26 protein-coding genes are annotated in these 25154 nt (G+C 63.0%); 17 read left to right on the top strand and 9 right to left on the bottom strand.

What is annotated here, in order from left to right; all coding sequences use genetic code 11:
* From ABR948_RS14515 to ABR948_RS14505, 3 genes are all read right to left on the bottom strand, one after another.
* Positions 1-567, bottom strand: a 567-nt coding sequence (locus tag ABR948_RS14515; protein ID WP_428118954.1) for a glutathione S-transferase family protein, incomplete at its 3' end; no start/stop codon positions are given.
* 239 nt (positions 568-806) lie between these two features.
* Positions 807-1274: a RidA family protein gene (locus tag ABR948_RS14510; RefSeq protein WP_428118951.1), complete on the bottom strand. Its 468-nt coding sequence runs from the start codon at positions 1272-1274 to the stop codon at positions 807-809.
* Between the two features lie 142 nt (positions 1275-1416).
* Positions 1417-2166, bottom strand: a complete 750-nt coding sequence (locus tag ABR948_RS14505; RefSeq protein ID WP_428118948.1) for an isochorismatase family protein — start codon at positions 2164-2166, stop codon at positions 1417-1419.
* A 148-nt stretch (positions 2167-2314) separates the two neighbouring features.
* Between ABR948_RS14505 and ABR948_RS14500 the strand changes: the two genes are divergently transcribed.
* Entirely contained in the window at positions 2315-3223 is a 909-nt protein-coding gene (locus ABR948_RS14500; protein ID WP_428118945.1) for a LysR substrate-binding domain-containing protein, read from the top strand.
* A gap of 151 nt (positions 3224-3374) precedes the next feature.
* Entirely contained in the window at positions 3375-3572 is a 198-nt protein-coding gene (locus tag ABR948_RS14495; protein ID WP_428118942.1) for a hypothetical protein, read from the top strand.
* A gap of 1043 nt (positions 3573-4615) precedes the next feature.
* Here ABR948_RS14495 and ABR948_RS14490 read toward each other — a convergent pair.
* Positions 4616-5749 carry a site-specific DNA-methyltransferase gene (locus ABR948_RS14490; protein WP_428118940.1) on the bottom strand — a complete coding sequence of 378 codons (1134 nt, stop codon included), beginning with the start codon at positions 5747-5749 and terminating at the stop codon, positions 4616-4618.
* Positions 5750-5982: 233 nt separating this feature from the next.
* Here ABR948_RS14490 and ypfJ point away from each other — a divergent pair, with 233 nt between their 5' ends.
* Together ypfJ and moaB are read left to right on the top strand one after the other, a co-directional pair.
* Positions 5983-6921, top strand: coding sequence for a KPN_02809 family neutral zinc metallopeptidase (ypfJ, locus tag ABR948_RS14485; RefSeq protein WP_428118937.1), 939 nt, complete (start codon positions 5983-5985; stop codon positions 6919-6921).
* A 29-nt stretch (positions 6922-6950) separates the two neighbouring features.
* Positions 6951-7514, top strand: coding sequence for a molybdenum cofactor biosynthesis protein B (gene moaB / locus ABR948_RS14480; RefSeq protein WP_428118934.1), 564 nt, complete (start codon positions 6951-6953; stop codon positions 7512-7514).
* Between the two features lie 6 nt (positions 7515-7520).
* Here moaB and ABR948_RS14475 read toward each other — a convergent pair whose 3' ends face one another.
* The 3 genes from ABR948_RS14475 to ABR948_RS14465 form a co-directional block, all read right to left on the bottom strand.
* The gene (locus tag ABR948_RS14475) at positions 7521-7625 is read right to left on the bottom strand and encodes an RSP_7527 family protein (protein ID WP_428118956.1); all 105 of its coding nucleotides are present in this window, start codon (positions 7623-7625) and stop codon (positions 7521-7523) included.
* A gap of 44 nt (positions 7626-7669) precedes the next feature.
* Positions 7670-8590: a bifunctional helix-turn-helix transcriptional regulator/GNAT family N-acetyltransferase gene (locus ABR948_RS14470; protein WP_428118931.1), complete on the bottom strand. Its 921-nt coding sequence runs from the start codon at positions 8588-8590 to the stop codon at positions 7670-7672.
* 66 nt (positions 8591-8656) lie between these two features.
* Positions 8657-9226: a glycosyltransferase family protein gene (locus ABR948_RS14465; RefSeq protein ID WP_428118928.1), complete on the bottom strand. Its 570-nt coding sequence runs from the start codon at positions 9224-9226 to the stop codon at positions 8657-8659.
* Between the two features lie 193 nt (positions 9227-9419).
* Here ABR948_RS14465 and ABR948_RS14460 point away from each other — a divergent pair, with 193 nt between their 5' ends.
* The 3 genes from ABR948_RS14460 (at position 9420) to ABR948_RS14450 (ending at position 13056) form a co-directional block, all read left to right on the top strand.
* Positions 9420-10583, top strand: a complete 1164-nt coding sequence (locus ABR948_RS14460) for a PA0069 family radical SAM protein (protein WP_428118925.1) — start codon at positions 9420-9422, stop codon at positions 10581-10583.
* Positions 10584-10699: 116 nt separating this feature from the next.
* The gene (rnhB, locus tag ABR948_RS14455; protein WP_428118922.1) at positions 10700-11443 is read left to right on the top strand and encodes a ribonuclease HII; all 744 of its coding nucleotides are present in this window, start codon (positions 10700-10702) and stop codon (positions 11441-11443) included.
* 104 nt (positions 11444-11547) lie between these two features.
* A complete protein-coding gene (locus tag ABR948_RS14450) occupies positions 11548-13056 on the top strand; it encodes a glycosyltransferase family 39 protein (RefSeq protein WP_428118919.1) in 1509 nt (502 codons plus the stop codon).
* 12 nt (positions 13057-13068) lie between these two features.
* Here ABR948_RS14450 and ABR948_RS14445 read toward each other — a convergent pair whose 3' ends face one another.
* Positions 13069-13902: a uracil-DNA glycosylase gene (locus tag ABR948_RS14445; protein ID WP_428118916.1), complete on the bottom strand. Its 834-nt coding sequence runs from the start codon at positions 13900-13902 to the stop codon at positions 13069-13071.
* A gap of 177 nt (positions 13903-14079) precedes the next feature.
* Here ABR948_RS14445 and ABR948_RS14440 point away from each other — a divergent pair, with 177 nt between their 5' ends.
* The 3 genes from ABR948_RS14440 to ABR948_RS14430 all read left to right on the top strand — a co-directional run bounded on the left by ABR948_RS14440 (position 14080) and on the right by ABR948_RS14430 (position 18689).
* Complete coding sequence (locus tag ABR948_RS14440; protein ID WP_428118913.1) at positions 14080-15738, top strand: electron transfer flavoprotein-ubiquinone oxidoreductase; 1659 nt, start codon at positions 14080-14082, stop codon at positions 15736-15738.
* A 272-nt stretch (positions 15739-16010) separates the two neighbouring features.
* Positions 16011-17792 (top strand): tetratricopeptide repeat protein, encoded by a 1782-nt coding sequence (locus ABR948_RS14435; protein ID WP_428118910.1) that lies wholly within the window; start codon positions 16011-16013, stop codon positions 17790-17792.
* Between the two features lie 18 nt (positions 17793-17810).
* A complete protein-coding gene (locus ABR948_RS14430) occupies positions 17811-18689 on the top strand; it encodes a 4-(cytidine 5'-diphospho)-2-C-methyl-D-erythritol kinase (RefSeq protein WP_428118907.1) in 879 nt (292 codons plus the stop codon).
* A gap of 49 nt (positions 18690-18738) precedes the next feature.
* Here the strand turns inward: ABR948_RS14430 and ABR948_RS14425 are convergent, their stop codons facing one another.
* Entirely contained in the window at positions 18739-19749 is a 1011-nt protein-coding gene (locus ABR948_RS14425) for a polyprenyl synthetase family protein (protein ID WP_428118904.1), read from the bottom strand.
* Positions 19750-19884: 135 nt separating this feature from the next.
* Here ABR948_RS14425 and ABR948_RS14420 point away from each other — a divergent pair, with 135 nt between their 5' ends.
* The 7 genes from ABR948_RS14420 to glyS all read left to right on the top strand — a co-directional run.
* Positions 19885-20112: a putative signal transducing protein gene (locus tag ABR948_RS14420; RefSeq protein WP_428118901.1), complete on the top strand. Its 228-nt coding sequence runs from the start codon at positions 19885-19887 to the stop codon at positions 20110-20112.
* Positions 20105-20872 carry a tRNA1(Val) (adenine(37)-N6)-methyltransferase gene (locus ABR948_RS14415; RefSeq protein ID WP_428118898.1) on the top strand — a complete coding sequence of 256 codons (768 nt, stop codon included), beginning with the start codon at positions 20105-20107 and terminating at the stop codon, positions 20870-20872. Before ABR948_RS14420 ends, ABR948_RS14415 begins: the two co-directional genes overlap by 8 nt.
* Before the next feature lie 272 nt (positions 20873-21144).
* Positions 21145-22050 carry a S49 family peptidase gene (locus ABR948_RS14410; RefSeq protein ID WP_428118895.1) on the top strand — a complete coding sequence of 302 codons (906 nt, stop codon included), beginning with the start codon at positions 21145-21147 and terminating at the stop codon, positions 22048-22050.
* A 106-nt stretch (positions 22051-22156) separates the two neighbouring features.
* Positions 22157-22348 carry a hypothetical protein gene (locus ABR948_RS14405; protein WP_428118892.1) on the top strand — a complete coding sequence of 64 codons (192 nt, stop codon included), beginning with the start codon at positions 22157-22159 and terminating at the stop codon, positions 22346-22348.
* An 81-nt stretch (positions 22349-22429) separates the two neighbouring features.
* On the top strand, positions 22430-23365 hold the full coding sequence (locus ABR948_RS14400) for a glycine--tRNA ligase subunit alpha (protein WP_428118889.1): 936 nt from the start codon (positions 22430-22432) through the stop codon (positions 23363-23365).
* A 98-nt stretch (positions 23366-23463) separates the two neighbouring features.
* Entirely contained in the window at positions 23464-23919 is a 456-nt protein-coding gene (locus ABR948_RS14395) for an endonuclease domain-containing protein (protein WP_428118886.1), read from the top strand.
* Positions 23920-25154: glycine--tRNA ligase subunit beta (glyS, locus tag ABR948_RS14390; RefSeq protein ID WP_428118883.1), on the top strand; the 1235-nt coding region annotated here is incomplete at its 3' end.

Genomic DNA, 25154 nt, shown 5'->3' with positions numbered 1-25154 from the left:
GACTTCATCGAGCAGCCGCTTCACGTTGGGGTATTTTGTGAAGACATCGTCGCCGAGCACATAGGGCGCCATCCGCGCCCAGCCCCAGAACGCCATGTCCACGATGGTGTAGGTGTCGCCGACCATGTAACGGCTGCTGGCGAGATGCGCGTCGAGGATTTTGTAGTGGCGATGCGCTTCGTACTGATAGCGATTATGCGCGTATTCGAGGTCCTTGGGCGCCGCGTGCTTGAAATGCACCGCCTGTCCCGAATAGGGGCCAAGACCGGTCGCGATGAACATCAGCCATGACAGCAGGTGCGCGCGGCTGGCCGGCGTGTTTGGGGGCAGGAACTTGCCGGTCTTCTCGGCCAGATAAAGCAGGATCGCATTGCTGTCGAACACCAGCACGCCGTCATCGTCGATCGCCGGCACCTTGCCGTTCGGATTGACTTTGAGAAATTCCGGCTTGAACTGATCGCCCTTGCGGGTGTCGACCGGAACCGGCTGGTAGGGCAGGCCGGATTCCTCCAGAAACAGCGCGACCTTGTTGGGGTTCGGCGCGCCGTTGAAGTAGAATTTGAGCATCGGAATTCTCCCTTGTTGCTTTGTTGCCGAGAAAAATCGGGACATGGCGACAATGCCACGGACGGTCTGTCCATGCTCAAATTTCGGGGGATGCGCAACCGACGAGTTTGTGAGGGCAGGGCTGCACAGCGCTGTAGGGTGGGCAAAGGCGCTTTGCGCCGTGCCCACCATGCAGGTCGCGCGAATTTATAGCGGGCACGCTTCGCACACCCCGCCCGCCGGCGCACATTTGGAAAATGTCACTTGCCGCCAATCACCGCATATCCCTGGATCTCGATCTTGGCGTCAGGAGGCGCCAGCGCCGTAATGGTGATGAGAGCGCTGCCCGGGAAGTTATCGCCGAATACTTCGCGGCGGATTTGCGTGAGCTGAGTACCGTTACGCACGTCCGTGATGAATACGGTCATCTGCACCATGTCACTGAGCTTGCCACCCGCCTTTTGCAGCGTGCGATCCAGGTTCTTGAAAAGCTGCCGGGCCTGGCCGTCAAAGTCGCTCGCCAGCGACTTACCTTCATCGTCCACCGTCGCGGTCTGTCCTGCAAGCCACACCGTTTTGCCGCCCTCGGTGATGACCGCTTCCGAATAGGCGCGCCGCTGCGGTTGGTCTCCCTTGAGGTACTCCTTCGATTCCGCCGCAGCGGACAAACCGATTAGGGTCATCAAACCGGCGCTGATAAAGGTCCGTGCGTATGCTTTGGTGTTCATCTTCTTTTCCTTCCTGCCTGTGGTCGTGGCCTCGGTTCACCGACCAGGCCAACAAGATAACCTGGATCCTGGCCGCAGCCGACCGGCGCACCGCTCACTTGCCGCAAGCTTGTATTACTTGGCTTACTTGGCGTAGGCCTGCTTACTTGCCGTAGGCTTGCGCGATCTGCCCCACGAGCTTGGCCCAGGGCATGTCCATGGCGCCGTAAACGGCGCCGGCCTCCGGCCGCGCATTGTCCTTGAGGATTTCCACCATCAACGTGGCGTAGTCGGAGAGGATCACGCCGGCCTGCAGCATGCGCAAAAGACCGGTTTGTCGCTTGGTCTCGCTGAAGGTTCCGGACGCATCGACGGCCACATAGGCATCGAGGCCCTTGCCAACCGCTGTCATGGCGGGGAATGCGGCACAGACTTCGAGGGAGATGCCCGCGAAGATCAGCTTCTTGCGGCCGGTCGCCATGATGGCCTGTGCGACCTTTGGATCGTCGAACGCGTTGACGGACGAGCGATCGATGATCGCCACGCCGGGCAGGGCTTCCACGAGTTCAGGGAAGGTCGGCCCCCACATGCTGTCGCGCGCCGTGGTGGTGACGATGATCGGCAAGTGCAGAGCCTTGGCCGCCTTGGCCAGCGCCACGACGTTGTGCTTGAGCTCTCCCGTCGAATAATCGCGAACCCCGGTCATGAGGCCGACCTGATGGTCGACAAGGACGAGAGCGGCATTTTGAGATGTCAGCGGTTCATAAGGGCGGATCGGTTCGGACATGGCGTTCTCCTGCGAGAAGGAAAGGGGAGTGGCGGCGGCGGCCGGCGGTGCGATGCCGAGCGTTGTCGCGGCGCCGCCGAGCACCGTTGCAAGCACCGTTGACTGAAGGAATTGACGACGCTCCATTTCGGCCTCCGTGGCGTTCCGGACGCGCTTCGTGCGTTCGGGCCGCGATCATCGGTCGCGACGCATCACCACCTAGCGGCTGGACTATCGGCCGAGAAGTCGCCAAAATGCTAACTCAGCGTCCAATATAATGAACAATGGAGGCGCGGTGCTGGATCTGAACGACTTCTTCTATTTCGTGCAGGTCGTTGATCGCGGCGGGTTCACGGCCGCGGGCCGCACGCTGCGAATTCCGAAATCGACACTGAGCCATCGTATCCAGCAGCTCGAGACCAGCCTCGGGGTCAGGCTGCTCAACCGCACGTCACGGCGGTTCGCCATGACCGACGCCGGCGAGGAATTCTATCGCCACGCGGTGGTGATGTTGGGCGAGGCCGAGCTGGCCGAGACCGCGATACGCCATCGGCTGCGTGAACCGACCGGCACCGTGCGCTGCACCGCGGCCGTGGCCACCATGCAGTTCGCGATGCGCGACATCGTGGCGGACTTTCTCGTCCGCTATCCCAGGGTCAATGTCGTCGCGCATGCGACCGACCGGAATGTCGACATCGTCGGCGAGAACTACGATGTCGCGATCAGATCCCATACCGACCCGCTGCCTGATTCGAGCCTGGTCCAGCGGTCGCTGACGCCAGCGCCCTGGTTCCTGTTCGCGGGCTCGGCCTATCTCGATGCAAACGAAACACCGCACACACCTCAGGATCTTCGCAGCCACCCTTCGCTGTTCATGATGCGCACCGGCGTTGCTCCGGTTTGGCGGCTTCGTCATGCGAGCAAAGCCAAGGAGGTGGTCATGCCGCTGGCGCCCCGGCTCCTGAGTGACGACATGATCGGCCTGAAGCGGGCGGCGATCGCCGGTCTCGGCATTGTCGCGCTGCCCGGTTATGTCTGTCGCGACGAAGTTAGATCGGGAACGCTGCGGCGGGTGTTGCCGACCTGGCTTGCAGGCGATTCCACAATCACGGCGCTCATTCCCTACCGGCAGGGCCTGCTGCCATCGGTCCGCGTCTTCCTGGATCATTTGGCGGCCGAGTTCCCGAAGGCCGTTCTGTTATAAACCGGGGCCGCAGTCGCTCCGGGACCGGAACCGGACATGATCATTGATCTCGCTCAAGGCATCCAGCTCTCTACAGGGCATACTTCTCTTGTGGCCATGCAGTGAGAGCGTGGTCAGCGATGACTTGGAGAAGGTGACTTGGAGAAGATGAATGACAAACCAAAAAGCGGCCATCGCCAATGATGACACGACTGGCGGGACGAACCCCCTGGGCGGTCCCATGACTGCGCAAGTCTCCGGTGAAAAAACATTCATATCCGACGAACGTCGCGTTCAGGATGCCCTTGAGGATGACGAGGTAAGGGAGGCGTTGCGCGCCCTCCACCAGGTGCGAGCGGCGGCCAATTGAGGCGGTCTCTGGCCCTGATGGATTTTTGAATGATCGCGCGCCGTCCTTCCGGGCGAGCGCGAACATCCCTGGCCTCTTCTTCGGCCGGCAGTTTGCGAATAAGGATCCGCTTCTCCGCGTCTGCTCCTCTTGACGAAGTTTTTTGCTAGAGGCGGATATTCTCATTGCGGATTCGACCGATGCCCGATGTCCGATACGCGACTGCCTGACGGGCAAATCAGGTCATCTTCCGATTGTCGCTTGTCCAGCCTCCGCTTCAAAAAAATTCCGTTTTGTCGCTGACCCAAATCAAACTTAGATTCCCACCGTCCCGTTCCACAGAGGGGCGGCTCGCGATCGTCACGAACGCGGGACGGGATGCGGTGGACGCGGATGGCGCTTCTGACGAGAGCGCCTGAAGCGGACGGAGAAGTCGTGTGGTTCTGACGCCCCTGAGAAGCAAGCTTCTCAGGGATGACGGTGGCAACAAAGCCGGTCGCCGGGAAGAGCACGAAGGAAGCCGTTAAAACCATTGCGCGGGGAATGCCGGGTGATTCCGGTGTGACCTGACTAACGCGGGTGCTTTTTACTTTCCACCATCGCACTCGCGGCGGCGGGCGCATCGGGCGCCCGGCATTCCCTGCGCCCTCTGATGTCAGAGGGCGGAACGAGCAGGCCAAGCCTCGCGCGAAATTCGCGGCGAGATCGCGAAGGTATGTCTTGGCGTCATTGCGAGGAGCGAAGCGACGAAGCAATCCACACTGTCATTCCGGGGCGATGCGAAGCATCGAACCCAGAATCTCGAGATTCCCCGATGTGCAATTGCACATCTGAGGTCTGGTCCTTCGGACCATCCCGGAATGACGCAAGGAAGGATGGATTGCTTCGCTTCGCTCGCAATGACGATGTGGGATGGTCGGGGCTGTTTGAAATTTAAATCCAAAAAATTCCGTAGCCGTAGGGTGGGCAAAGGCGCTCTTCGCGCCGTGCCCACCATGCAGGTCGCGCACGTTATGGTGGGCACGCTGTCGCTTTGCCCACCCTACGATCCAAGACAGATAGACTCAGCCCGCCGCCATCCCGGAGCGGATTTCGGCGCGCAGTTCGTCGATCAGCCGCAGGCCCTTCTTGGTCTCGATGTGCCAGAAGGTCCAGCCGTTGCAGGCGCCCGAGCCCTGCGCCACCGCGCCCATGCGGTGGATCGAGCCGACCTTGTCGCCGAGCATGATGGCGCCGTCGGCACGGACCAGGGCGCCGTGGCGCTTCTTGGAATCGACCAGTTTGGTGCCGGGCGAAATCATGCCGCGCTCGATCAGTTCGGAGAACGCGACCCGCGGCGCGTCGCGCGCGGTCATGAACGGCGCCAAGGTGGCTTCGGGCAGCGGCTCGATCGCGGCGATGCGCGCTTGTGCCGCAGTCGCATAGGTCTGGTCGCGTTCGAAGCCGATGTAGCGGCGGCCGAGACGTTTGGCCACAGCACCTGTGGTGCCGGTGCCGTTGAACGGATCGATCACGAGATCGCCGGGTTTCGACGACGACAGCAGCACCCGCGCCAAAAGGCCTTCGGGTTTCTGGGTCGGGTGAACCTTCTTGCCGTCGCTGCCCTTGAGTCGTTCCTCGCCGGTGCACAGCGGGATCAGCCAGTCGGAACGCGCCTGCACGTCCTCATTGGCGGCTTTGAGCGCTTCATAATTAAAGGTATAGCCCTTGGCTTTTTCGTCGCGCGCGGCCCAGATCATGGTTTCATGGGCATTGGTGAAGCGGCGGCCGCGGAAATTCGGCATCGGATTGGTCTTGCGCCAGACGATATCATTGAGGACCCAGAAGCCGAGGTCCTGCATGATGGCGCCGACGCGGAAAATATTGTGGTAGGAGCCGATCACCCACAAGGTCGCCGACGGTTTCATGACGCGGCGGCAGGCCAGCAGCCAGGCGCGGGTGAAATCGTCATACGCGGCAAAGGACGAGAACTTGTCCCAGTCATTATTGACGGCATCGACGTGGGATTCGTCGGGCCGCTTGAGATCGCCCTTGAGCTGCAGATTGTAAGGCGGATCCGCGAACACCAGATCGACCGAACCGGACGGCAGTTTCGACATCTCGGCGACGCAATCGCCTACGACGATACGGGTACTCGGATCGGACTCAAATTTAGTGCGGGGCGCCCTTGCAGACGCCCCGCGACGCGACACAACCATGACTCAAATACTCTGACTCAGGCGACGCTGTCGGCGACGCGGGACTAAACAACCGACTGGCGATACATTGACGTGGCAAAGTAAAAATCGACTTAACCGGGCAATTCTTTCTCGCTAGGCAATTTTTACCGGGCGGGTTATTGGTTGTTAACGGAATGGAAATTTCCGCCGCGCCGGAACTTGGCGAGGCTGCTTTTGCAAACTGGAATTTGCTGGAACGAGGAAAGCGGATCATGCGTTACGATGACTTTCGCCGCAGCGACGACATCGAAGACCGTCGTGACGACAGCGGCGGTGGAATGGGCGGCGGCGGTGGCCTTGGCCTTCCAATGGGCGGCGGTGGCCTCGGCATCGGCACCATCATCGTGCTTGGCCTTGTCGGTTACGCCTTCGGCATCGATCCGCGCATCCTGATCGGTGGCGCAGAAATTCTCACCGGCGGCGGCAGCCAGGCGCCGACCTATCAAACCGATCGCAGGACCACGCCGGCCAAGACCGGCGCGCCGACCGACCAAATGGGCAACATGATCGCCGGCATTCTCGGCGAGATCGATGATCGCTGGACCGAAATCTTCCAGGCCTCCGGGCAAACCTATACCGGTCCGAAGATCGTGCTGTTTCGCAATTCCACCAATGGCGGAAGCTGCGGCATGGCGCAGTCGGCGATGGGGCCGTTCTATTGCCCGCCGGAAAAGCGGATTTTTCTCGATACCGGATTCTTCCGCGAGGTCGAGACGCGATTCCGCGGTTGTTCGGGCAATGCCTGCAAGTTTACCGCGGCCTATATCATCGCGCATGAAGCAGGGCATCACGTCCAGAACCTGCTCGGCATCCTGCCGCGGGTGACGCGGCTGCAGCAGCAGTCCGGCAGCAAGACCGAATCCAATGCGTTGCAGGTGAAGGTCGAGTTGCAGGCGGATTGTCTGTCCGGTGTCTGGGTCAACCGCGAGGAAAAGAAGCGTCCCGGCTTCCTCGAGGCGGGGGATATCGACGCCGCGCTGACAACGGCCTCCGCAATCGGTGACGATACGCTGCAGCGCCAAGCCACCGGGCGGGTGGTGCCGGATTCCTTTACCCACGGTTCCGCCGCGCAAAGAAAGCAGTGGTTCATGACCGGCTATCAGCAGGGTACGGTGCAGGCCTGCAACACTTTCGGCGCGGGAGCGTTGTAACGGACCTGTGTCATTCCGGGGCGCGCGCCATGTCTGCCATCGACGAGACCAAAGCTTTCGTGCCGCTCAACATCGCGGTGCTGACGATTTCCGACACCCGCTCGCTGGCGGATGACAAATCCGGAACCACGCTGGCGGAGCGGCTGGTCGCGGCCGGCCATACGCTGGCGTCGCGCGAGATCATCGTCGACGACGTCGACGCGATCCGCATCATCGTCAAGCGATGGATCGCCGACCCTGATGTCGATGTCATCATCACCACCGGCGGCACCGGATTCACCGGCCGCGACGTGACGCCGGAGGCGATCGAGCCGCTGTTCGAAAAGCGGATGGATGGCTTTTCCATCGCATTTCACATGCTGAGCTACGCCAAGATCGGTACCTCGACGATCCAGAGCCGCGCCACCGCGGGGGTTGCGGGGGCGACCTTCATCTTCTGCCTGCCGGGATCGCCGGGCGCCTGCCGCGATGGCTGGGACGGCATCCTCGCGGCCCAACTCGATTACCGCACGCGGCCCTGCAACTTCGTCGAGATCATGCCGCGGCTCGACGAACATCTGCGCCGCCCGAAGGCACAGGGCGCATCGGTGTGAGCGGCGTCAAGTCAGCCGGATGAGATGTTTCAGCCAAGCCCACAATGCACGCCCCGCATTCACGTAAGCCTCGGCACGTAGCTGATGGGCTCGCTTCTTGTAGAAGGCCATCAGTTCCGGCGTCACGCGGCGCGGTTGGTCGCGACGCGTCAGCGTCACAGTTGGCGTTCCCAGGTCTCGCCGATCAGGCTTTGGCCGAAACTGCGATGCGGCTCGCTGCCCACCCGCGTGAATCCGGCCTCCTGATAGATCCTGCGCGCGGCGACCAGAATGCTCTGGGTCCACAGCGAGATTTTGTGATAGCCGCATTGCTTGGCGAATGCGATGCATTCGGCGACCAGCCGCTGGCCCAATCCCTGTCCGCGCCCGGCCGGATCGACCAGCAGCAGCCGCAGTTTGGCGACGTCGTCGCTATGCCGGACCAGAAATACCGAGCCGACCTGGGTGCCATCGATATCGGCGATCCAGCAGCGTTCCCGCGAGGCATCGAACGAGCCCAGGAACTTGGCCGCGATTTCCGCAACCAGGCCCTCGAACGAGGAGTCGAAGCCATATTCGCTGGCATAGAGCGCGCCATGGCTCTGCACCACCCATCCCATGTCGCCCGGGCACGGTTCGCGCAGCACCGCCGCCGGTCGCGAGACTTCGGACTCGCCGAGCAACCGTTCGATTGCGGCCATCGCCTCGATCAGGCGTGTGATGTTGCCGGGGGCAAGTGCGGCAAGCATGTTGGCGACATCGTCGTGGGAGCTGCGGCTGAGTTTCGCGAAGGCCTGACGTCCCTTGGCCGTCAGGCTGAGCTGGTGTTGCCGCCGATCGGTGGGAACCGGCTTGCGGGTGATCAGCCCGTCGTCATCGAAATTCTGGACGATCCGGCTGAGATAACCGGGATCAAGACCGAGTTCGATCCCGATCTCCTTGGCCGAGAGGTTTTCGCGGGTAGCGAGTTCGTACAACACCCGCGCCTCGCTCAGCGAGAACGGGCTTTTCAGCAATTGCTGGTCAAGAAAGCCGAGCTTGCGGGTATAGAAGCGGTTGAAGGCCCGTACCGCCGATATCTGGTCGTCCGGATTCATGGCGCACCTCGATACTTGCCACTGTCAAATAATTATTTGACTTTGGCAAGGATGTCGCGGTACCCCCTAAGCGACGATGATCCGGCTCCGCAGCATCGTCCGCGAGGAGCGGCCGAGCCGGCGGAGCAGGCGGGCTTCGGAGCGACGGGCATCCGGCAGATAGCCACCGAGCCGGTCGTAATGGTCCCGTGCGATCAGCAATCCCTGATCCGCCGACGGCCCTGCAATCATTCTGGCCACAAATTTCAACCCATCGCGCAGCCTGGTTTCGGCATAGGGAGAGCGGGCGTAGCGGAAAATGCCGGCGCGCGGCCGGTCGCTGTCCGAGACCCGCTGGATGAATTGCGAGGTCTCATCGATCCAGCCCGTATCCAGCACGGCGCCGGCATGCAGAAACATCAGCCATGGCGAGCGGGCCTGGCGGGCGCCGGCCGCCAGCGCCGCTGCGTGCGATCCCTCGAACGCCAGAAAGCGGCAGCCCGCGACATCGGCGACGCGCTCGATGACGCCAGTACCTGCCCGATCGACCAGCAGAACTTCGCGGATCAGGCCGGCCGCGGCGCCCGGCACCAGCGCCGCAAGCGTGGCGACGGCCGGCTGCTCGGCGCCTTCGGTCGGAATGATCACGCTCAGCATGGATGGCTCTTCGACGCTACAAACAATGAGAAAACACCGCACTGTTATCACCTTGTCACACTCAAATCAGCCTGCCGGTTGCAGCTTTTTGCAGCAGGCGTTCGAAGCCGGATCCATCGGGCCGACGCTCTTTCGGCTGTGGATGATGTTACGATGTTCTTGATTTGTTCTTTTCATGTGTTATGGTCTGACCATGAGCCGAGCATCCTCACATGCCCTCAAGCACCCGCCGGTCACGGCGCCCTCCGAGCCGGCGGGTGTACTTTCTCCTTTTCCCGAACTGGCGGTCGCGATCGAGCGCGAGCGGCGGCGTGGCCGCGGCGCGCAATCCAACGACAGCGGCCGCTTCGAGGCCGAAGCCCGCGTCGCGTTCGACGACGGCTGGCAGAGTCTCGACGAATTGCCGCCGTTCAAGACCACCGTTGCGCTGGATACCGCGCGCAAAGTCATCTCCCGTAACGACTCGCCCGATATCGGCTTTGACCGTTCGATCAATCCTTACCGGGGCTGCGAGCATGGCTGTGTCTACTGCTTTGCGCGGCCGACCCATGCCTATCTCGGGCTGTCGCCGGGGCTCGACTTCGAATCCAAACTGTTCGCCAAGCCTGACGCACCACAGCTTCTGGAAAAGGAGCTGGCGGCGCAGGATTACGAACCGCGCATGATCGCGATCGGCACCAACACCGATCCCTATCAGCCGATCGAGCGCGAGCGGAAGATCATGCGCGGCATTCTCGAGGTGCTGGAGCGGGCCTCGCACCCGGTCGGCATCGTCACCAAATCGGCGCTGGTGACGCGCGACATCGATATCCTGGCGCGGATGGCGAAACGCAATCTTGCCAAGGTGGCGCTCTCGGTGACGACGCTCGATCCCAAGCTCGCGCGGACCATGGAGCCGCGCGCCTCGACGCCGGCGAAGCGGCTCGAGGCGCTGCGGCAACTGTCCGAGGCGGGAATTCCGACCACGGTGATGGTCGCGCCGGTGATTCCCGCCCTGAACGATTCCGAGATCGAGCGTATTCTGGATGCCGCGGCGCATGCCGGCGTCAAGGAAGCGAGCTATGTGCTGCTGCGGCTGCCGCTGGAAGTGCGCGATCTTTTCCGTGAATGGCTGATGGCGAACTATCCCGACCGCTATCGCCACGTCTTCACGCTGATTCGCGACATGCGCGGCGGCCGCGATTACGATTCGCAGTGGGGAACGCGGATGAAGGGTACCGGACCGATGGCCTGGATGATCGGGCGCCGGTTCGAGATCGCCTGCGAAAAGCTCGGACTTAACAAGCGGCGCTCGAAACTGACCACCGATCATTTCGCACGGCCCAAACGAAGTGGCCAGCAGCTGAGTTTGTTCTAAGCTGATGCTCGCTATAAGCGGGAGATAAGTCGCGGAGCTGTTGAGAGCGGTGAAATGCCGGCGACGAGCCGGAGTTCCCGGTTGCGCGGTAGGCCTTGCTTGCGCACCATCCCGGCATGATTCGCGAAAAATCCGGAAAAAATCCAACGAAGCTGCCAAAGGGCGTGATCGCGGTTGCGCGGCCGAGCTTTCGCCGCGAGCGCGCGCTGCTCAAGCGCGGCGTCTGGCCGGTCGCCGGCTGCGACGAGGCCGGGCGCGGACCGCTGGCGGGCCCGGTGGTCGCCGCGGCCGTGGTGCTCGATCCCAAACGGATTCCGAAGGGCATCGACGATTCCAAACGGCTGACGCCGGAGCGCCGCGAAGAGTTATTCGAGGAAATTTGCGCCACCGCGTCGTTTGCGGTCGCCTTCGCGTCGCCGGCGCGGATCGATCGTGACAATATCCTGCGCGCGTCGCTGTGGGCGCTGGCCTGCGCGGTGCACGCGCTGCCGGAAATGCCGAAACATGTATTCGTCGATGGCCGCGACCGGCTCGAGACCTCCTGCGACTGCGAGGCCGTGATCGGCGGCGACGGGCTGGTGCTCTCGATCGCGGCGGCCTCGATCATTGCCAAGGTCTCGCGCGACCGCCTGATGTGCAAGCTCGCGCAGGATTGCCCCGGCTATGGTTTCGAGTCTCATAAGGGTTACGGCGTGCCGGAACATCTCGCTGCGCTGAACCGGCTTGGCCCCACCGTGCATCACCGCCGCTTTTTTGCGCCGGTGGTGGCGGCGCGGGAAAAACATCAGGCGATGACGGTCGAAACCGCGGTCACCGCAATGGAAACGCAGGTCAATTCGGGGATTCCGGTCGGAGTTTGAGGCAGTTGCCTCAGCGGCGCACGCGCTTTATCACACGTTCGAGATTGAATAGGCCGGCTTGCAGGGCCGGCTTGCAAGACCGGCTTGGGCATTTCGGACGTTTCATGCGTTTCACCTCCCTGATTATCGAACTGATCCGCGCCCGGCCGCGGCTGGTGGTCTGGCTTGTGGTGTTGCTCCAGGCGGCGCTGTGGCTGATCGTGCCGATGCTGTTGTACCGAAGCCCGCCCGGCGATCTGGCTCTGGTGCTGGCCTATGGCCGCGAATATCAGGTCGGGACCGATCTGGGTCCGCCGCTGGCGTTCTGGCTCGCCGATATCGCGTTTCGTGCCGCGGGCAATCACATGTTCGGCGTCTATCTGCTGGCACAGCTTTGTTCCGTCGCGACGTTCTGGACGCTGTTTCTGCTGGCGCGCGCCGTGGTCGGCGGGCAACAGGCGGTGATCGCGGTGCTGCTGACCATGACGGTGGTGGCGTTCAGTTCGCCCGGCGTCGAGTTCGGGCCCCTCGTGCTGGCGCGCCCGCTCTGGGCGCTGCTGCTGTTGCATTCCTGGCAGCTCATCGGCCAGAACCGGCGCAATGCGTGGTTCGCGTGGTCGATCGAAGCCGGACTTTTGCTGCTGACCACCTCAGCCGCGATCGGTCTCTTGCTGCTGTTAGCCGGATTTGCGCTCGCCACCGTCCGCGGACGGCGGGTGCTGATGTCGTTCGATCCGCTGTTCGCGTTGCTGGTGATCATCGTGCTGGCGCTGCCTTATATCGTCTGGCTGATCCGCGCCGATACATTGGCACTGCCGCACTGGCCGGCCGTCGCGGATCTGGGTGCAAGGGCGCTGCACTGGGCCGGACTGCTCGGCGGCCTGCTGTTCGCCCTGTCCGGCATCGTGGTGCTGGTGGCGTTCAATTCTGGCTGGTTCGGCCGCAATCCGGAAGAGGCGCCGATTATTTTCCGGCCGCCGGTCGATCCCCTGGCGCGCGACTTCGTCTATTTCTTTGCCATCGGCCCCGCGCTCGCGGGCAGCCTGATCTCCGGCCTGTTCGATCTCGACCGTATCGTCGGCGGCGCGGGTGTCACGCTCTTGATGTCGGGACTGGCCGCGATCGTCGCGACCGGCGATCTGGTTCATCTGCGGCGTCAGCGCGTGCTACGTACGATCTGGGCGGCCGCCATCGTCGCCCCCGCGCTTGCCGTGATTGCGACCACGCTCTTATTGCCCTGGACCGGAAGCGGCGAGGTGGCGACCTCACTGCCCGCAACCGCGATCGGGCATTTTTTTGATGACAGCTTTGCGCGGCGGACCAACCAGCGGCTCCGCGCGGTGAGTGGCGATGCCGAGCTTGCGACCTTGATCTCGCTGGATGCCGCGCGTCCGCATCTGTTTCTCGCCGCGACGCCGGAACGCACGCCGTGGCTGAATTCGGCGAAATTCAACCAAACCGGCGGCGTCGTGGTTTGGCGCGCCTCCGATACCGCCGGTACGCCGCCCCCCGATATCGCGCAACGATTCCCCGGCCTGGTGCCGGAAGTGCCGCGGGCGTTCGAGTGGCTGGTGAATGGCCGGCAGCCGCTGCTGCGGATCGGCTGGGCCATCGTGCGGCCCAAGACGCCATAGGCGACACGCTCGTCAGGATGAGGAGGGCTGCTCCAGCGCTTTCGCGATCGCGCGCAGATCCTGCCACGCCATGCGCTTGTAGGATGGCGAGCGCAGGAGATAGGCCGGATGGAAAGTGGCGATCGCCCGGATTACGCGCGTCCCGGTGTCGTAGTCGAACCAGCGCCCGCGGGTTTTCATGATGCCTTCGCGGGTCGACAGCAAGGTCTGGGTCGAGGGATTGCCGAGCGTCACCAGTACATCCGGATTCACCAGTTCGATTTGCCGCTGGATGAACGGCAGGCAGATTTGCGTCTCCTGCGGCGTCGGCGTGCGGTTACCCGGCGGCCGCCATGGAATGACATTGGCGATGTAGGCGCTGGAACGATCAAGCCCGATCGCCGACATCATCCGGTCCAGCAGCTTGCCCGAACGCCCGACGAACGGCAGGCCCTCGATGTCTTCGTCGCGTCCGGGCGCCTCGCCGACAAACATGACGCGCGCCTTCGGGTTGCCGTCGGCGAACACCAGGCGTGTGGCGGTGAATTTCAGCGCACAGCCGTCGAATTTTTCCAATAGCGCGCGCAAGGCTTCGAGCGAAGGCGCGGTTCGCGCCGCTTCCCGCGCCGACATGATCGCGGCCTCCGGCGCCACGGCCTCGCCGCGCGGGGCCGCAATCGTCGCAGGGGCTGCAATGGCGGCGGGAATTGTCCGCTGGGGGCTGGGTGAGGCGGGTTCGCGGGCCGCCGGCGCGATGTCGGGGTCGGCGAGCCGGTCGACCGGCTCTTCCGTCAGCGCACAGTCGACCCCGGCCTCCAAGTAAAAGGCCAGCAATTGCTGGACGGTAGGGGCGGGATCAGGCGTCATGGCGCGAGGTCAGGGGCATCGGGTCATTCTAGAGTGGACTGCACCGCAACGAAACGCCCAACTGCGTATTTCCATGGTTGTTCTTGATGCAAAAATCGGAAACAAACCATCCCAGAAACAAACCACCCTTGAACAACCACCCCTTGGAAACGTTCTCAACCGGGCTGAGACCAGATCATGAGCACCGAAGAATTGCCGCCACGCGAATCAATGGAATTCGACGTCGTGATCGTCGGCGCCGGACCTTCCGGCCTCGCCGCGGCGATCCGGCTGAAGCAGCTCAACGCCGATCTGACGATCGTCGTGGTCGAGAAGGGCTCCGAGGTCGGCGCGCATATCCTGTCCGGCGCGGTGATCGACCCGGTGTCGCTCGACAAATTGGTTCCGGACTGGCGCGAGGACGCCGACTGTCCGCTGAAGACACAGGTGAAGGACGACCGCTTCTACTGGGCGACGGCGGGCGGCACGATCCGGCTGCCGAATTTTGCGATGCCGCCGCTGATGCACAATCATCATTGCTATATCGGCTCGCTCGGCAACGTCTGCCGCTGGCTGGCGCCGAAGGCCGAGGCGCTCGGTGTCGAGATCTATCCGGGCTTCGCCGCCGCCGAGGTGCTCTACGACGACAAGGGCGCCGTGCGCGGGATTGCGACCGGCGACATGGGTATCGCCAAGGACGGCTCGCACAAGGACTCGTTCACGCGCGGCATGGAACTGCAGGGCAAATATACGCTGTTCGCCGAGGGCGCCCGCGGCAGCCTCTCGAAGCAGTTGATTGCGAAATTTTCGCTCGATGCCAACAGCGAGCCGCCGAAATTCGGCATCGGGCTGAAGGAAGTCTGGGAGATAGATCCCGCCAAGCATCAGAAGGGCCTGGTGCAGCATACGTTGGGCTGGCCGCTGAACAATTCGACCGGCGGCGGCTCTTTCCTCTATCACTACGACGACAACAAGGTGGCGGTCGGCTTCGTCGTGCACCTCAATTACGACGACCCGTATCTGTCGCCGTTCGATGAGTTCCAGCGCTTCAAGACCCACCCTTCGATCCGTACTGTATTCGAAGGCGGCAAGCGTCTTGCCTATGGCGCGCGCGCCATCACCGAAGGCGGCTATCAGTCGGTACCGCGCCTGAGCTTCCCTGGCGGCGCGCTGATCGGCTGCGCGGCGGGTTTTGTCAACGTACCGCGCATCAAGGGCGTGCACAACGCGATGGGCAGCGGCATGCTCGCCGCCGAACATGTCGCTGCAGCACTTGGCGCGGGCCGCGCCAACGACGAATTGGTCGACTACGAGAATGCCTGGCGCGGTTCCGCGGTGGGCAAGGATTTGTACCGGGTCCGCAATGCCAAACCGATGTTGTCGAAGTTCGGCACCATGCTCGGGATGGTACTCTCCGGCTTCGACATGTGGTGCAACACGCTCGGTTTCTCCCTGTTCGGAACGCTGTCGCACGCCAAGCCCGACCGCAAGACGCTCGATCCCGCCAAGGCGCACGTGCCGATCGCGCCGCCGAAGCCGGACGGCAAGCTTACCTTCGACAAACTCTCGTCAGTATTCCTGTCCAATACCAACCACGAAGAGGACCAGCCGGTTCATCTGAAGGTCGCGGACCTCAATCTGCAAAAGACCTCCGAGCACGATGTCTATGCCGGCCCGTCCAACCGCTATTGCCCGGCCGGCGTCTATGAATGGGTTGAGGAAACCGCGGGACCACGCTTTCAGATCAACGCCCAGAATTGCGTCCATTGCAAAACCTGCGACGTCAAGGACCCGAACGGCAACATTACCTGGGTTCCCCCGGAGGGGGGTGGCGGGCCCAATTACGAGGCGATGTGACCACGATTGCGTGAGGCACCCTTCCGATTCAATGGGAACGGAGGGGCCGTTGGAGCCGTTGGCCACGATACCGCCATACTGAAAGCGTTTTCAGGCTGGGCCGGCTGGATTGGCGGCCACCGGGTCTTTTCGCCAATCGATTCGTCGCCCCGTATCCTTGCGGTTGATCGCCAAAAGCGGCATTGTCGCATGGCTTGATGCCGCCGATCGGGTTCGCATTCGAGATTGATCGTAAGATCCTGCCGTAAATCCTGGAGCTAGGGCGAACCGTGATGTTTTCCATTCGTTTCAATCGCTGGACGATTGCCGCTTTTGCCTTCACTGCGCTGGCGTTGCCCGGCTCGGTTTCGGCGCAGACCCCCGATCATCCGACCGACAACTCCGCGCAATTCCCCTCCAGCCACGATCTGAAAGCGCTGACGATGTCGGGCAGCTATCTGGCCGCCCGGCATGCCAGCGTCGAGCGCGACGCCAGTTCGGCGGCGACGTTCTATCGCTCCGCACTTCGTATCGATCCGAAGAACAATGAACTGCTCGATCGGGCGTTCATCTCCTCGCTCGCGGACGGTGACATCGAAGAGGCCGTCAAGCTCGCCGACCGGATTCTGACGGTCGACAAATCCAATCGGGTCGCCCGGCTGGTCATCGGTGTGCGCGATCTGAAGCAGAAGAAATACACGACCGCGCAGACCAACATCAACCAGTCGATCCGCGGGCCGATCACGGATCTGGTCGCAACGCTGCTGTCGGGCTGGGCCAGTTACGGCGCCGGCGACGCCAAGGCGGCCGTCGCCAGCATCGACAAGCTGACCGGTCCGGAATGGTATCCGCTGTTCAAGGACCTGCACACCGGCATGATCCTCGAACTCGCAGGCAAGGAAAAGGAAGCCGGCGTGCGCCTGGAGCGGGCCTACAAGCTCGACGATTCCATGCTGCGCGTGGCCGACGACTATGCGCGCTGGCTGTCGCGCAACAAGGACGATCCGTCGGCGCTCGCGGTCTATGAGGCCTTCGACAAGAAGCTGCCGCGACATCCGCTGGTGCTGGAAGGCCTGCGCGAGACCAAGGCCGGCAAGAAACTGTCGCCATTGGTGGATTCGCCGCAGACCGGCGCGGCCGAGGCTTTGTACGGTATCGGCGCGACGCTGACCCGCCGCGGCGGCGAGGATCTCGCGCTGGTCTATCTGCAGCTCGCGCTCTATCTGGCGCCCAATCATCCGCTGGCGCTGCTGTCGCTGGCCGATCTCTACGAATCGGTGAAGAAGCCGGCGATGGCGATCAAGGTCTATGAGCGCATGCCGGCGAGCTCGCCGCTGAAGCGCAATGCGCAGATTCAGCTCGCGACCAACCTCGATGCCGCGGACCGCAGCGACGAGGCGATCAAGATCCTGAAAGCCGTCACGGCGGAAGATCCCAAGGATCTCGAAGCCATCATGGCGCTCGGCAATGTCGAGCGCGGCCGCAAGAAGTTCGCCGACTGCGCCCAGACCTACTCGCAGGGTATCGATGCCTTGCCCGCCAACAACGACAAGGGCAACGCGATTTATTACTATTTCCGCGGCATCTGCGAGGAACGCTCAAAGCAGTGGAGCAAGGCCGAGGCCGACATGCGCAAGGCGCTCGATCTGCAGCCGGAGCAGGCCCATGTGCTGAATTATCTTGGCTATTCGTGGATCGATCAGGGCATCAATCTCGACGAAGGCATGAAGATGATCAAGCGCGCCGTCGATCAGCGTCCCGACGACGGCTATATCGTGGACTCGCTGGGCTGGGCCTATTACCGCATCGGTAATTACGAGGATGCGGTGAAGAATCTCGAGCGGGCGATCGACCTCAAGCCCGAGGACCCGACCATCAACGACCATCTCGGCGACGCCTATTGGCGCATCGGCCGCACGCTGGAAGCGAAATTCCAGTGGGCCCACGCCCGCGACCTGAAGCCGGAGCCGGAAGATCTGCCGAAGATCGAAGCCAAGATCGAAAACGGACTGCCCGACGACACCTCCTCGGCCGCTTCCGCGGACAAGAAAAAAGAAGACGGCAAGGGCGGCTGATCGAAGGGCTGGTCGGCAATGCTGATCGAGGAGGCGCGTGCCAAGGTCAACCTGACCCTTCGGGTGGTTGGGCGCCGCGTCGACGGCTATCACGATCTCGAAAGCCTGGTGGCGTTCGCCGATTGTGCCGATCGCCTCAGCCTGACACCCGGATCCAGCCTTGATCTCACGACCATCGGACCGCTCGCCGCCGCTTGCGGCGAGACCGCCGACAATCTGGTGCTCAAGGCGGCGCGGTTGCTGGGCGAGCGTGTGGCTGATCTGAAGGTCGGCAGTTTCACCCTGGACAAGGTGCTGCCGGTCGCCGCCGGGATCGGCGGTGGTTCAGCCGACGCCGCGGCGGCGCTGCGCTTGCTGGCACGGCTCAATGATCTTGCCCTCGATGACGAGCGGCTGCGGGAGGTCGCTTTGCTGACCGGGGCCGATGTGCCGGTTTGTCTGGCTCAGAGCCCCTGCGACATGACTGGCGTCGGTGAAACATTGTTGCCGGTGAGCTTGCCGAAAATACCGTGCGTGCTGGTCAATCCGCGCATCCCCGTGGCGACCAAGGACGTGTTTGCAGCGCTTGGTCTGCGCAACGGTGAACTGCTGGTCGGCGCCAGCGACATCATCCAGGCCACTGACTGGCCGGAACCGGGCGCCTCGGTCGAGGACTGGGTCGAGGTCCTCGCTGCCAATTCCAACGACCTCGAAGCCCCGGCCACCCGCATTCAGCCCGTGATCGGTGAAGTGATCGCGGCGCTCAACGCCACCAACGGGGCCTGGCTGGCGCGGATGTCGGGGTCGGGGGCGACCTGTTTCGCGATCTTTGAAAACACCGCGGAGGCGCAGCGCGCGGCGCAGAAGATAAGGCTCGATCACCCCGGGTGGTGGGTGCATGCGGGGGTCTTGAGCTAGTTTAGCCAAACCACGCTGTCGTCACCCGCGAAGGCGGGCGGGGCGCGAACTAATGCGATCGCGCCAGACAGAACGCCACCACCTGTTCCAGCGCGGTCTTCATCGGCGACGCCGGAAACAGCGCCAGCGCGTCGACCGCCATCGCCCCGTAATGCTGGGCGCGGTTGATGGTGTCCTCGAGCGCGCGGTGCTTGGTCATCAGTCCGATGGCGTGATCGAGGTCGCCGTCGCCGATCTCGCCGCGCTCCAGCGCGTTGACCCAGAACGCCCGCTCGCTGTCATTGCCGCGGCGGAACGCCAGCACCACCGGCAACGTGATCTTGCCCTCGCGGAAATCGTCGCCGATGTTCTTGCCGAGTTTGGCGGCCTTGCCGCCATAGTCCAGCACATCGTCGACCAGCTGGAAGGCAATGCCCAGATTCATGCCGACCGAGCGGCATGCGGTCTGCTCGGCCTTCGGACGATTGGCGATTACGGGGCCGACTTCGCAGGCCGCTGCGAACAATTCAGCGGTCTTGCCGCGGATCACGGCGAGATATTCGTCCTCGGTGGTGGCGGTGTTCTTCGCGGCCGCCAATTGCATCACTTCGCCCTCGGCGATGGTCGCCGCGGCAGACGATAAAATGTCGAGCGCGCGCAGTGAGCCGACCTCGACCATCATGCGAAAGGCCTGGCCGAGCAGGAAGTCGCCGACCAGCACGCTCGCCTCATTGCCCCACAGCATGCGCGCGGACAATTTGCCGCGCCGCAATTCGCTTTCGTCGACCACGTCATCATGCAGCAAGGTCGCGGTATGCATGAACTCGACCGAGGCGGCGAGCTTGATATGGCCGTCGCCGGAATAGCCGGTCAGATTGGCCATCGCCAGCGTCAGCATCGGGCGCAGCCGCTTGCCGCCCGAGGAAATCAGGTGGTTGGCGACCTCGGGGATCATGGTGACTTCCGAGCCGGTTCGCGACAGGATGGTGGCGTTGACGCGCTCCATGTCGGCGGCGACAAGCCCGACCAGTTGATCTATCGAAGCATTCGAGGGGCTTTCGAAGGGTACAATAACCGCCACGCTGGTCTCCACATTTGCCCAATTGGCTCTATCCTCGGATATAACAATAGAAAGTGCCGGCTAGCGCGGCAAGGGCACCAAAGCGATAACACGCGTCACAGACTGTTGCGCCCGGTCGATAAAGGAGAGCCAAAGGTGCGGGAATTGGTTCGGACCAACGATATCGTGCTGGTTTCAGCCGTCGGCGCGCTGCTCGACGGCGCCAATATCCATCATCTGGTGCTGGATCAGAACATGAGCATCATCGAGGGCTCGCTGGGGGTGCTTCCGCGCCGGATTCTGGTCCATGAGGACGACAACCGCGAGGCGCGCCAGATTCTCACGGATGCCGGCCTGTCTCACGAGTTGCGGGCCGATGACTGAGCTGGTCAGCCCATTCACCGAGGATGCGTTTCTCGGCGGGAAATTGCGCCTGCGGCAGCTGAAATCGGGGCACCGCGCCGGCCACGACGCCATGCTGCTGGCCGCCGCCACCCCGGCGCGATCAAGTGATCGTGTGGTTGATTTTGGCGCCGGCGTCGGCGCCGCGGGTCTTGCGCTCGCCCAACGCGTGGCCGGGATCGAACTGGTTCTGGTCGAGATCGACTCGGCGCTGGCGGAGCTGGCGCGCGGTAATGCCCTCGTCAATGCGATCGCGGCTGAGGTCGTCGTGCTCGACGTGACGTCCGCAGCTGCCGAATTTGCGGCAGCCGGGCTATCTCCCGATAGCGTCGACGTCGTGCTGATGAATCCGCCGTTCAATGATTCGGCGCGGCACCGCGCCTCGCCGGACCAGGCGCGCGAGATCGCGCACGTCGCGACGGATGCGACGCTGGAGGGCTGGATTCATGCCGCGCGGCGGATTCTGAAATCCGGCGGCATCCTCACCATGATCTGGCGCGCGGATGGTCTGGTCGAATTGCTGGCGGCGCTGGGTCGCGGTTTCGGCAGCCTCGCGATCCTGCCGGTGCATGGCGATGCGGCGTCACCGGCGATTCGCGTGCTGGTGCGCGCCATCAAGGGTGGCAAGGCGCCACTGCGACTGCACGCCGCGCTGATCCTGAGTAGTGAGGCTGCAATGCCCAATGCGCAGGTGCAGGATGTTCTGGCCGGGAAGGGGGTATTGCCGCTGGCGCTGCAATGATGATGGCCTGATCGCTCGCAGTCGAGCAGATGGGGCTATTGCGGGCAAAGCTATTGCAGAGTTATTGCGGCAGCGTCTTCGAGCGCTGCTGTTCTGGCGCTGAAGTGAAATGAATCGCGGTCAAAAGTGTACCGATCAGCACCATCAGCAGATAGATTTTCATGTCATGCTCCGCGGCACCGTGCAGCCTGGCTACCACGGCAATGCAAAAGGTGTTGCCTCCGTTCAATGACAGTCGCGTGATAAGAAATAGTTAACTTCGAGGTAACGGCATGACGGAACAGACGGGTACAACTGCGAGATCGCCGGGCCTGATCGAGCGGTTGGTGGAATGGATTCCGGCGCGTCTGCGGCGTGGAACCGCTGTGGTGCCGGTGGTCCGGCTGTCGGGCGTGATCGGCGCGGTGACGCCGCTGCGGCCGGGAATGTCGTTGGCCGGCGTCGCCCGGACGCTCGAGCGCGCCTTCGCGACCAGGAACGCCAAGGCTGTGGCGCTGGTGATCAATTCGCCCGGCGGTTCCCCGGTGCAGTCGCGCCAGATCTATTTGCGGATTCGGCAACTCGCCGCGGAAAAGAAGCTGCCGGTGCTGGTGTTCGTCGAGGATGTCGCGGCCTCCGGCGGTTACATGATCGCCTGCGCCGGCGATGAAATATTCTGCGATCCGTCCTCGATCCTGGGCTCGATCGGCGTGGTCGGCGGCTCCTTCGGATTTCAGGAATTGATCAAGAAGGTCGGCGTCGAGCGGCGGCTGTATACGGCGGGCGCGCACAAGGCGATGCTCGATCCCTTCCTGCCGGAAAACCCCGATGACGTCGCGCGCGTCAAAGCGCTGCAGCGCGAGATCCACGACATCTTCATCGCTTTGGTGAAACAGAGCCGCGGCGCGCGCCTGAAGGGCGCCGACGATGTGCTGTTTACCGGCGAATATTGGGCCGGCGCGACGTCGGTCTCGTTCGGTCTCGCGGACGCGATCGGCGATCTGCGCTCGACGCTGCGCGCCCGCTACGGCGACAAGGTGCTGACGCCGGTGATCGCGCCCGCCACCGGAATGCTGTCCGGCCTGCTGGGCCGCCGGTCGGCGGGGACGCTGGCTTCGCTGGAGGGTATTCCGGGCCTGCCGGAGGAGCTGATTTCGGCACTGGAGAGCAGGGCAATTTGGGCGAAATTCGGGTTTTGAGGGCGGACCAGCCCGCGCCATTTGGTCCCGCTCAAGGCAATTGCGGGCTGGCCCGGCTTGCGCAACAATGCGACTGGGGGCGTGACGAATGGACAAGGATCGACCGATGCCGCCGCTTATCGCATTCGCGGGCGCCCTGGGTGGGCTAGCCGTGGTCCGCTGGGCTTACCGGACAGCCGTCAGGGTCAACAGGGAACTGGAAGAGGCGCGCCGCATAAGGGGCGCCGAGGCCGCCCGGTCGCACGAAATTCCAACCCTGCGGCGGGATCCCAACACCGGCGCCTATCGCCCGGGCTGATCCGCATCGCCTTGATTCCCCGGTCCGCCGCCGATACGGTCCCGCGCGCCTCTGCCCCCCTCGCGAAGACCTGACCCGACGATGGACTCCCTGCCTCCACATATGCGCCCGGAACGCTCGTTCCAGGGCTTTATTCTTGCTCTGCAGCGGTTCTGGGCTGATCAGGGCTGCGTGATTCTGCAGCCCTATGACATGGAAATGGGGGCGGGCACCTTTCATCCGGCCACGACATTGCGCGCGCTGGGGCCAAGACCATGGAAAGCCGCCTATGTGCAGCCGTCGCGTCGGCCCAAGGATGGCCGCTACGGTGAAAACCCGAACCGGCTGCAACATTATTATCAGTTTCAGGTGATCATCAAGCCGTCGCCGCCGGACCTGCAGGAACTCTATCTGAAATCGCTAGCCGCGATCGGCATCGATTCGCATCTGCATGACATCCGCTTTGTCGAAGACGACTGGGAAAGCCCGACGCTCGGCGCCTGGGGCCTGGGATGGGAATGCTGGTGCGACGGCATGGAAGTGTCGCAGTTCACTTATTTCCAGCAGGTCGCGGGCGTCGAATGCGCGCCGGTCGCGGGCGAGCTGACCTACGGGCTCGAGCGGCTCGCCTGCTATCTGCAGGGTGTCGACCGCATCATGGATCTCAATTTCAACGGCCGCGACGGCGCCGAGCGCGTCAGCTATGGCGACGTTTTCCTGCAGGCCGAACAGGAATATTCGCGGCACAATTTCGAACATGCCGACACGGTGATGTTGTTCGAGCAGTTCAAGATGGCCGAGGAAGCCTGCAAAAAATATCTCGATGCCGGCTGGAAGCAGGGCAGCAACCGCAAGGAGCACCTGATGGCGCTGCCGGCCTATGACCAGTGCATCAAGGCCAGCCATGTGTTCAACCTGCTCGACGCCCGTGGCGTGATCTCGGTGACCGAACGTCAAAGCTACATCATGCGCGTGCGCGAACTCGCCAAAGCCTGCGGCGAAGCCTGGGTGCACACGCAAGCGGGCGGGGCGGCTTGATCAAGTCGGCGTTTTCCCTGAGTTTACGTTTTTAGGATTTGACGGTGCCTCTACTCCCCTCCCCCTTGCGGGGAGGGGTCGGGGGTGGGGGTCCACAGATGATGGCAGATGTGATTGAATCGCACGCGATGGTTGATCGCCAGCGACAATTTGCGCGTAAGATGCGCGCCGAGCCGACCGATGCCGAGCGCGTGCTTTGGCAGCGGCTTCGTCACGACATCGCGTTGATCGGTTCGCATTTCCGACGGCAAGCTCTTGTTGGTCCGTTCATTGTTGATTTCGCAAGCCGCAAGGCGAAGCTCGTCATCGAGCTCGACGGCGGACAGCATGAGTGGCAGCAGGCGTCTGATGCGCAGCGCACGCGCTATATTGAAGCCGCCGGTTATCGCGTTTTGCGCTTCTGGAATCACGATGTGCTTGGAAACCTGGAGGGGGTCCTAAGCGAAATTCAGCGCGTGCTGCCCCCCACCCCCGACCCCTCCCCGCAAGGGGGAGGGGAGCCACGCCAGCGTGCTCCGCGCGCGCCACGCCGTCCTCGCAAAGAGCGCAACTAGATGCCCGATCTTCTCCTCGAACTTTTCTCCGAAGAAATTCCCGCGCGGATGCAGGCGAAGGCGGCGGACGATCTGCGCCGCATGGTCACCGACAAACTGGTGGCCGAAGGGCTGGTCTATGAAGGCGCCAAGGCGTTCGCGACGCCGCGGCGGCTGACGCTGACGGTGCACGGCATTCCCGCGCGTCAGTCGGACTTGAAGGAAGAGCGCAAGGGGCCGCGGGTCGGTGGGCCGGATGCGGCGATCGCGGGCTTTCTCAAGGCCACCGGTCTCGCCTCGCTCGACGAGGCCAAGATCCAGCGCGATCCGAAGAAGGGTGATTTCTACATCGCGCTGATCGAAAAGCCCGGCCGCGCCACGCTCGACGTGCTGGCCGACATGCTGCCGGTGATCATCCGGACCTTTCCGTGGCCGAAATCGATGCGCTGGGGCGAGCGTTCGGCGAGAGCGGGCGCGCTGCAATGGGTGCGCCCGCTGCATGCCATCATCGCCACCTTCGGGATCGATACCGAAGACCCTGACGTTGTGAAGTTCGAAGTCGCGGGCATCGAGGCCGGCCAGACCACTTTTGGCCATCGCTTCATGGCGCCGGCGCCGATCAACGTGCGCCGCTTCGAGGATTATGAAGCGAAGCTGAAGGCCGCGAAGGTCGTACTCGATCCGCAGGCCCGGAAAGACATCATTCTCGCCGATGCCAAGCAGTTGGCCTTCGCGCAAGGCCATGAGCTGGTCGAGGATCAGGTGCTATCAGACGAAGTCGCGGGCCTGGTCGAATGGCCTGTCGTGCTGATGGGCTCGTTCGACCAGGAATTTTTGTCAATTCCGGGCGAGGTGATCCGCGCCACCATCCGCAACAACCAGAAATGCTTTGTGGTCAGCGACCCCAAAACCGGCAAGCTCACCAACAAATTCATCCTCACCGCCAATATCGAGGCGTCCGACGGCGGCAAGGCCATCATCGCCGGCAACGAGCGCGTGATCCGCGCGCGGCTAAGCGATGCGAAATTTTTCTATCAGAGCGATCTGAAGACGAAGCTGGAAGACCGGCTGCCGAAGTTCGACGGAATCGTGTTTCACGAAAAGCTGGGCACCCAGGGCGAGCGCATCAAGCGCATCGAGCGGCTGGCGGCCGAGATCGCGCCATTGGTCGGTGCCGACGTCGAAAAGACAAAACGCGCCGCGCATCTGGCGAAGGCGGATTTGCTGACCGAAGTGGTCGGCGAATTCCCGGAGCT

The sequence above is a fragment of the Bradyrhizobium sp. genome, assembly GCF_050014615.1.
Lineage (GTDB): Bacteria > Pseudomonadota > Alphaproteobacteria > Rhizobiales > Xanthobacteraceae > Bradyrhizobium.
The sequence above is the reverse complement of the archived record's forward strand: the minus strand, read 5'-3'. Positions and strand labels throughout refer to the sequence as shown.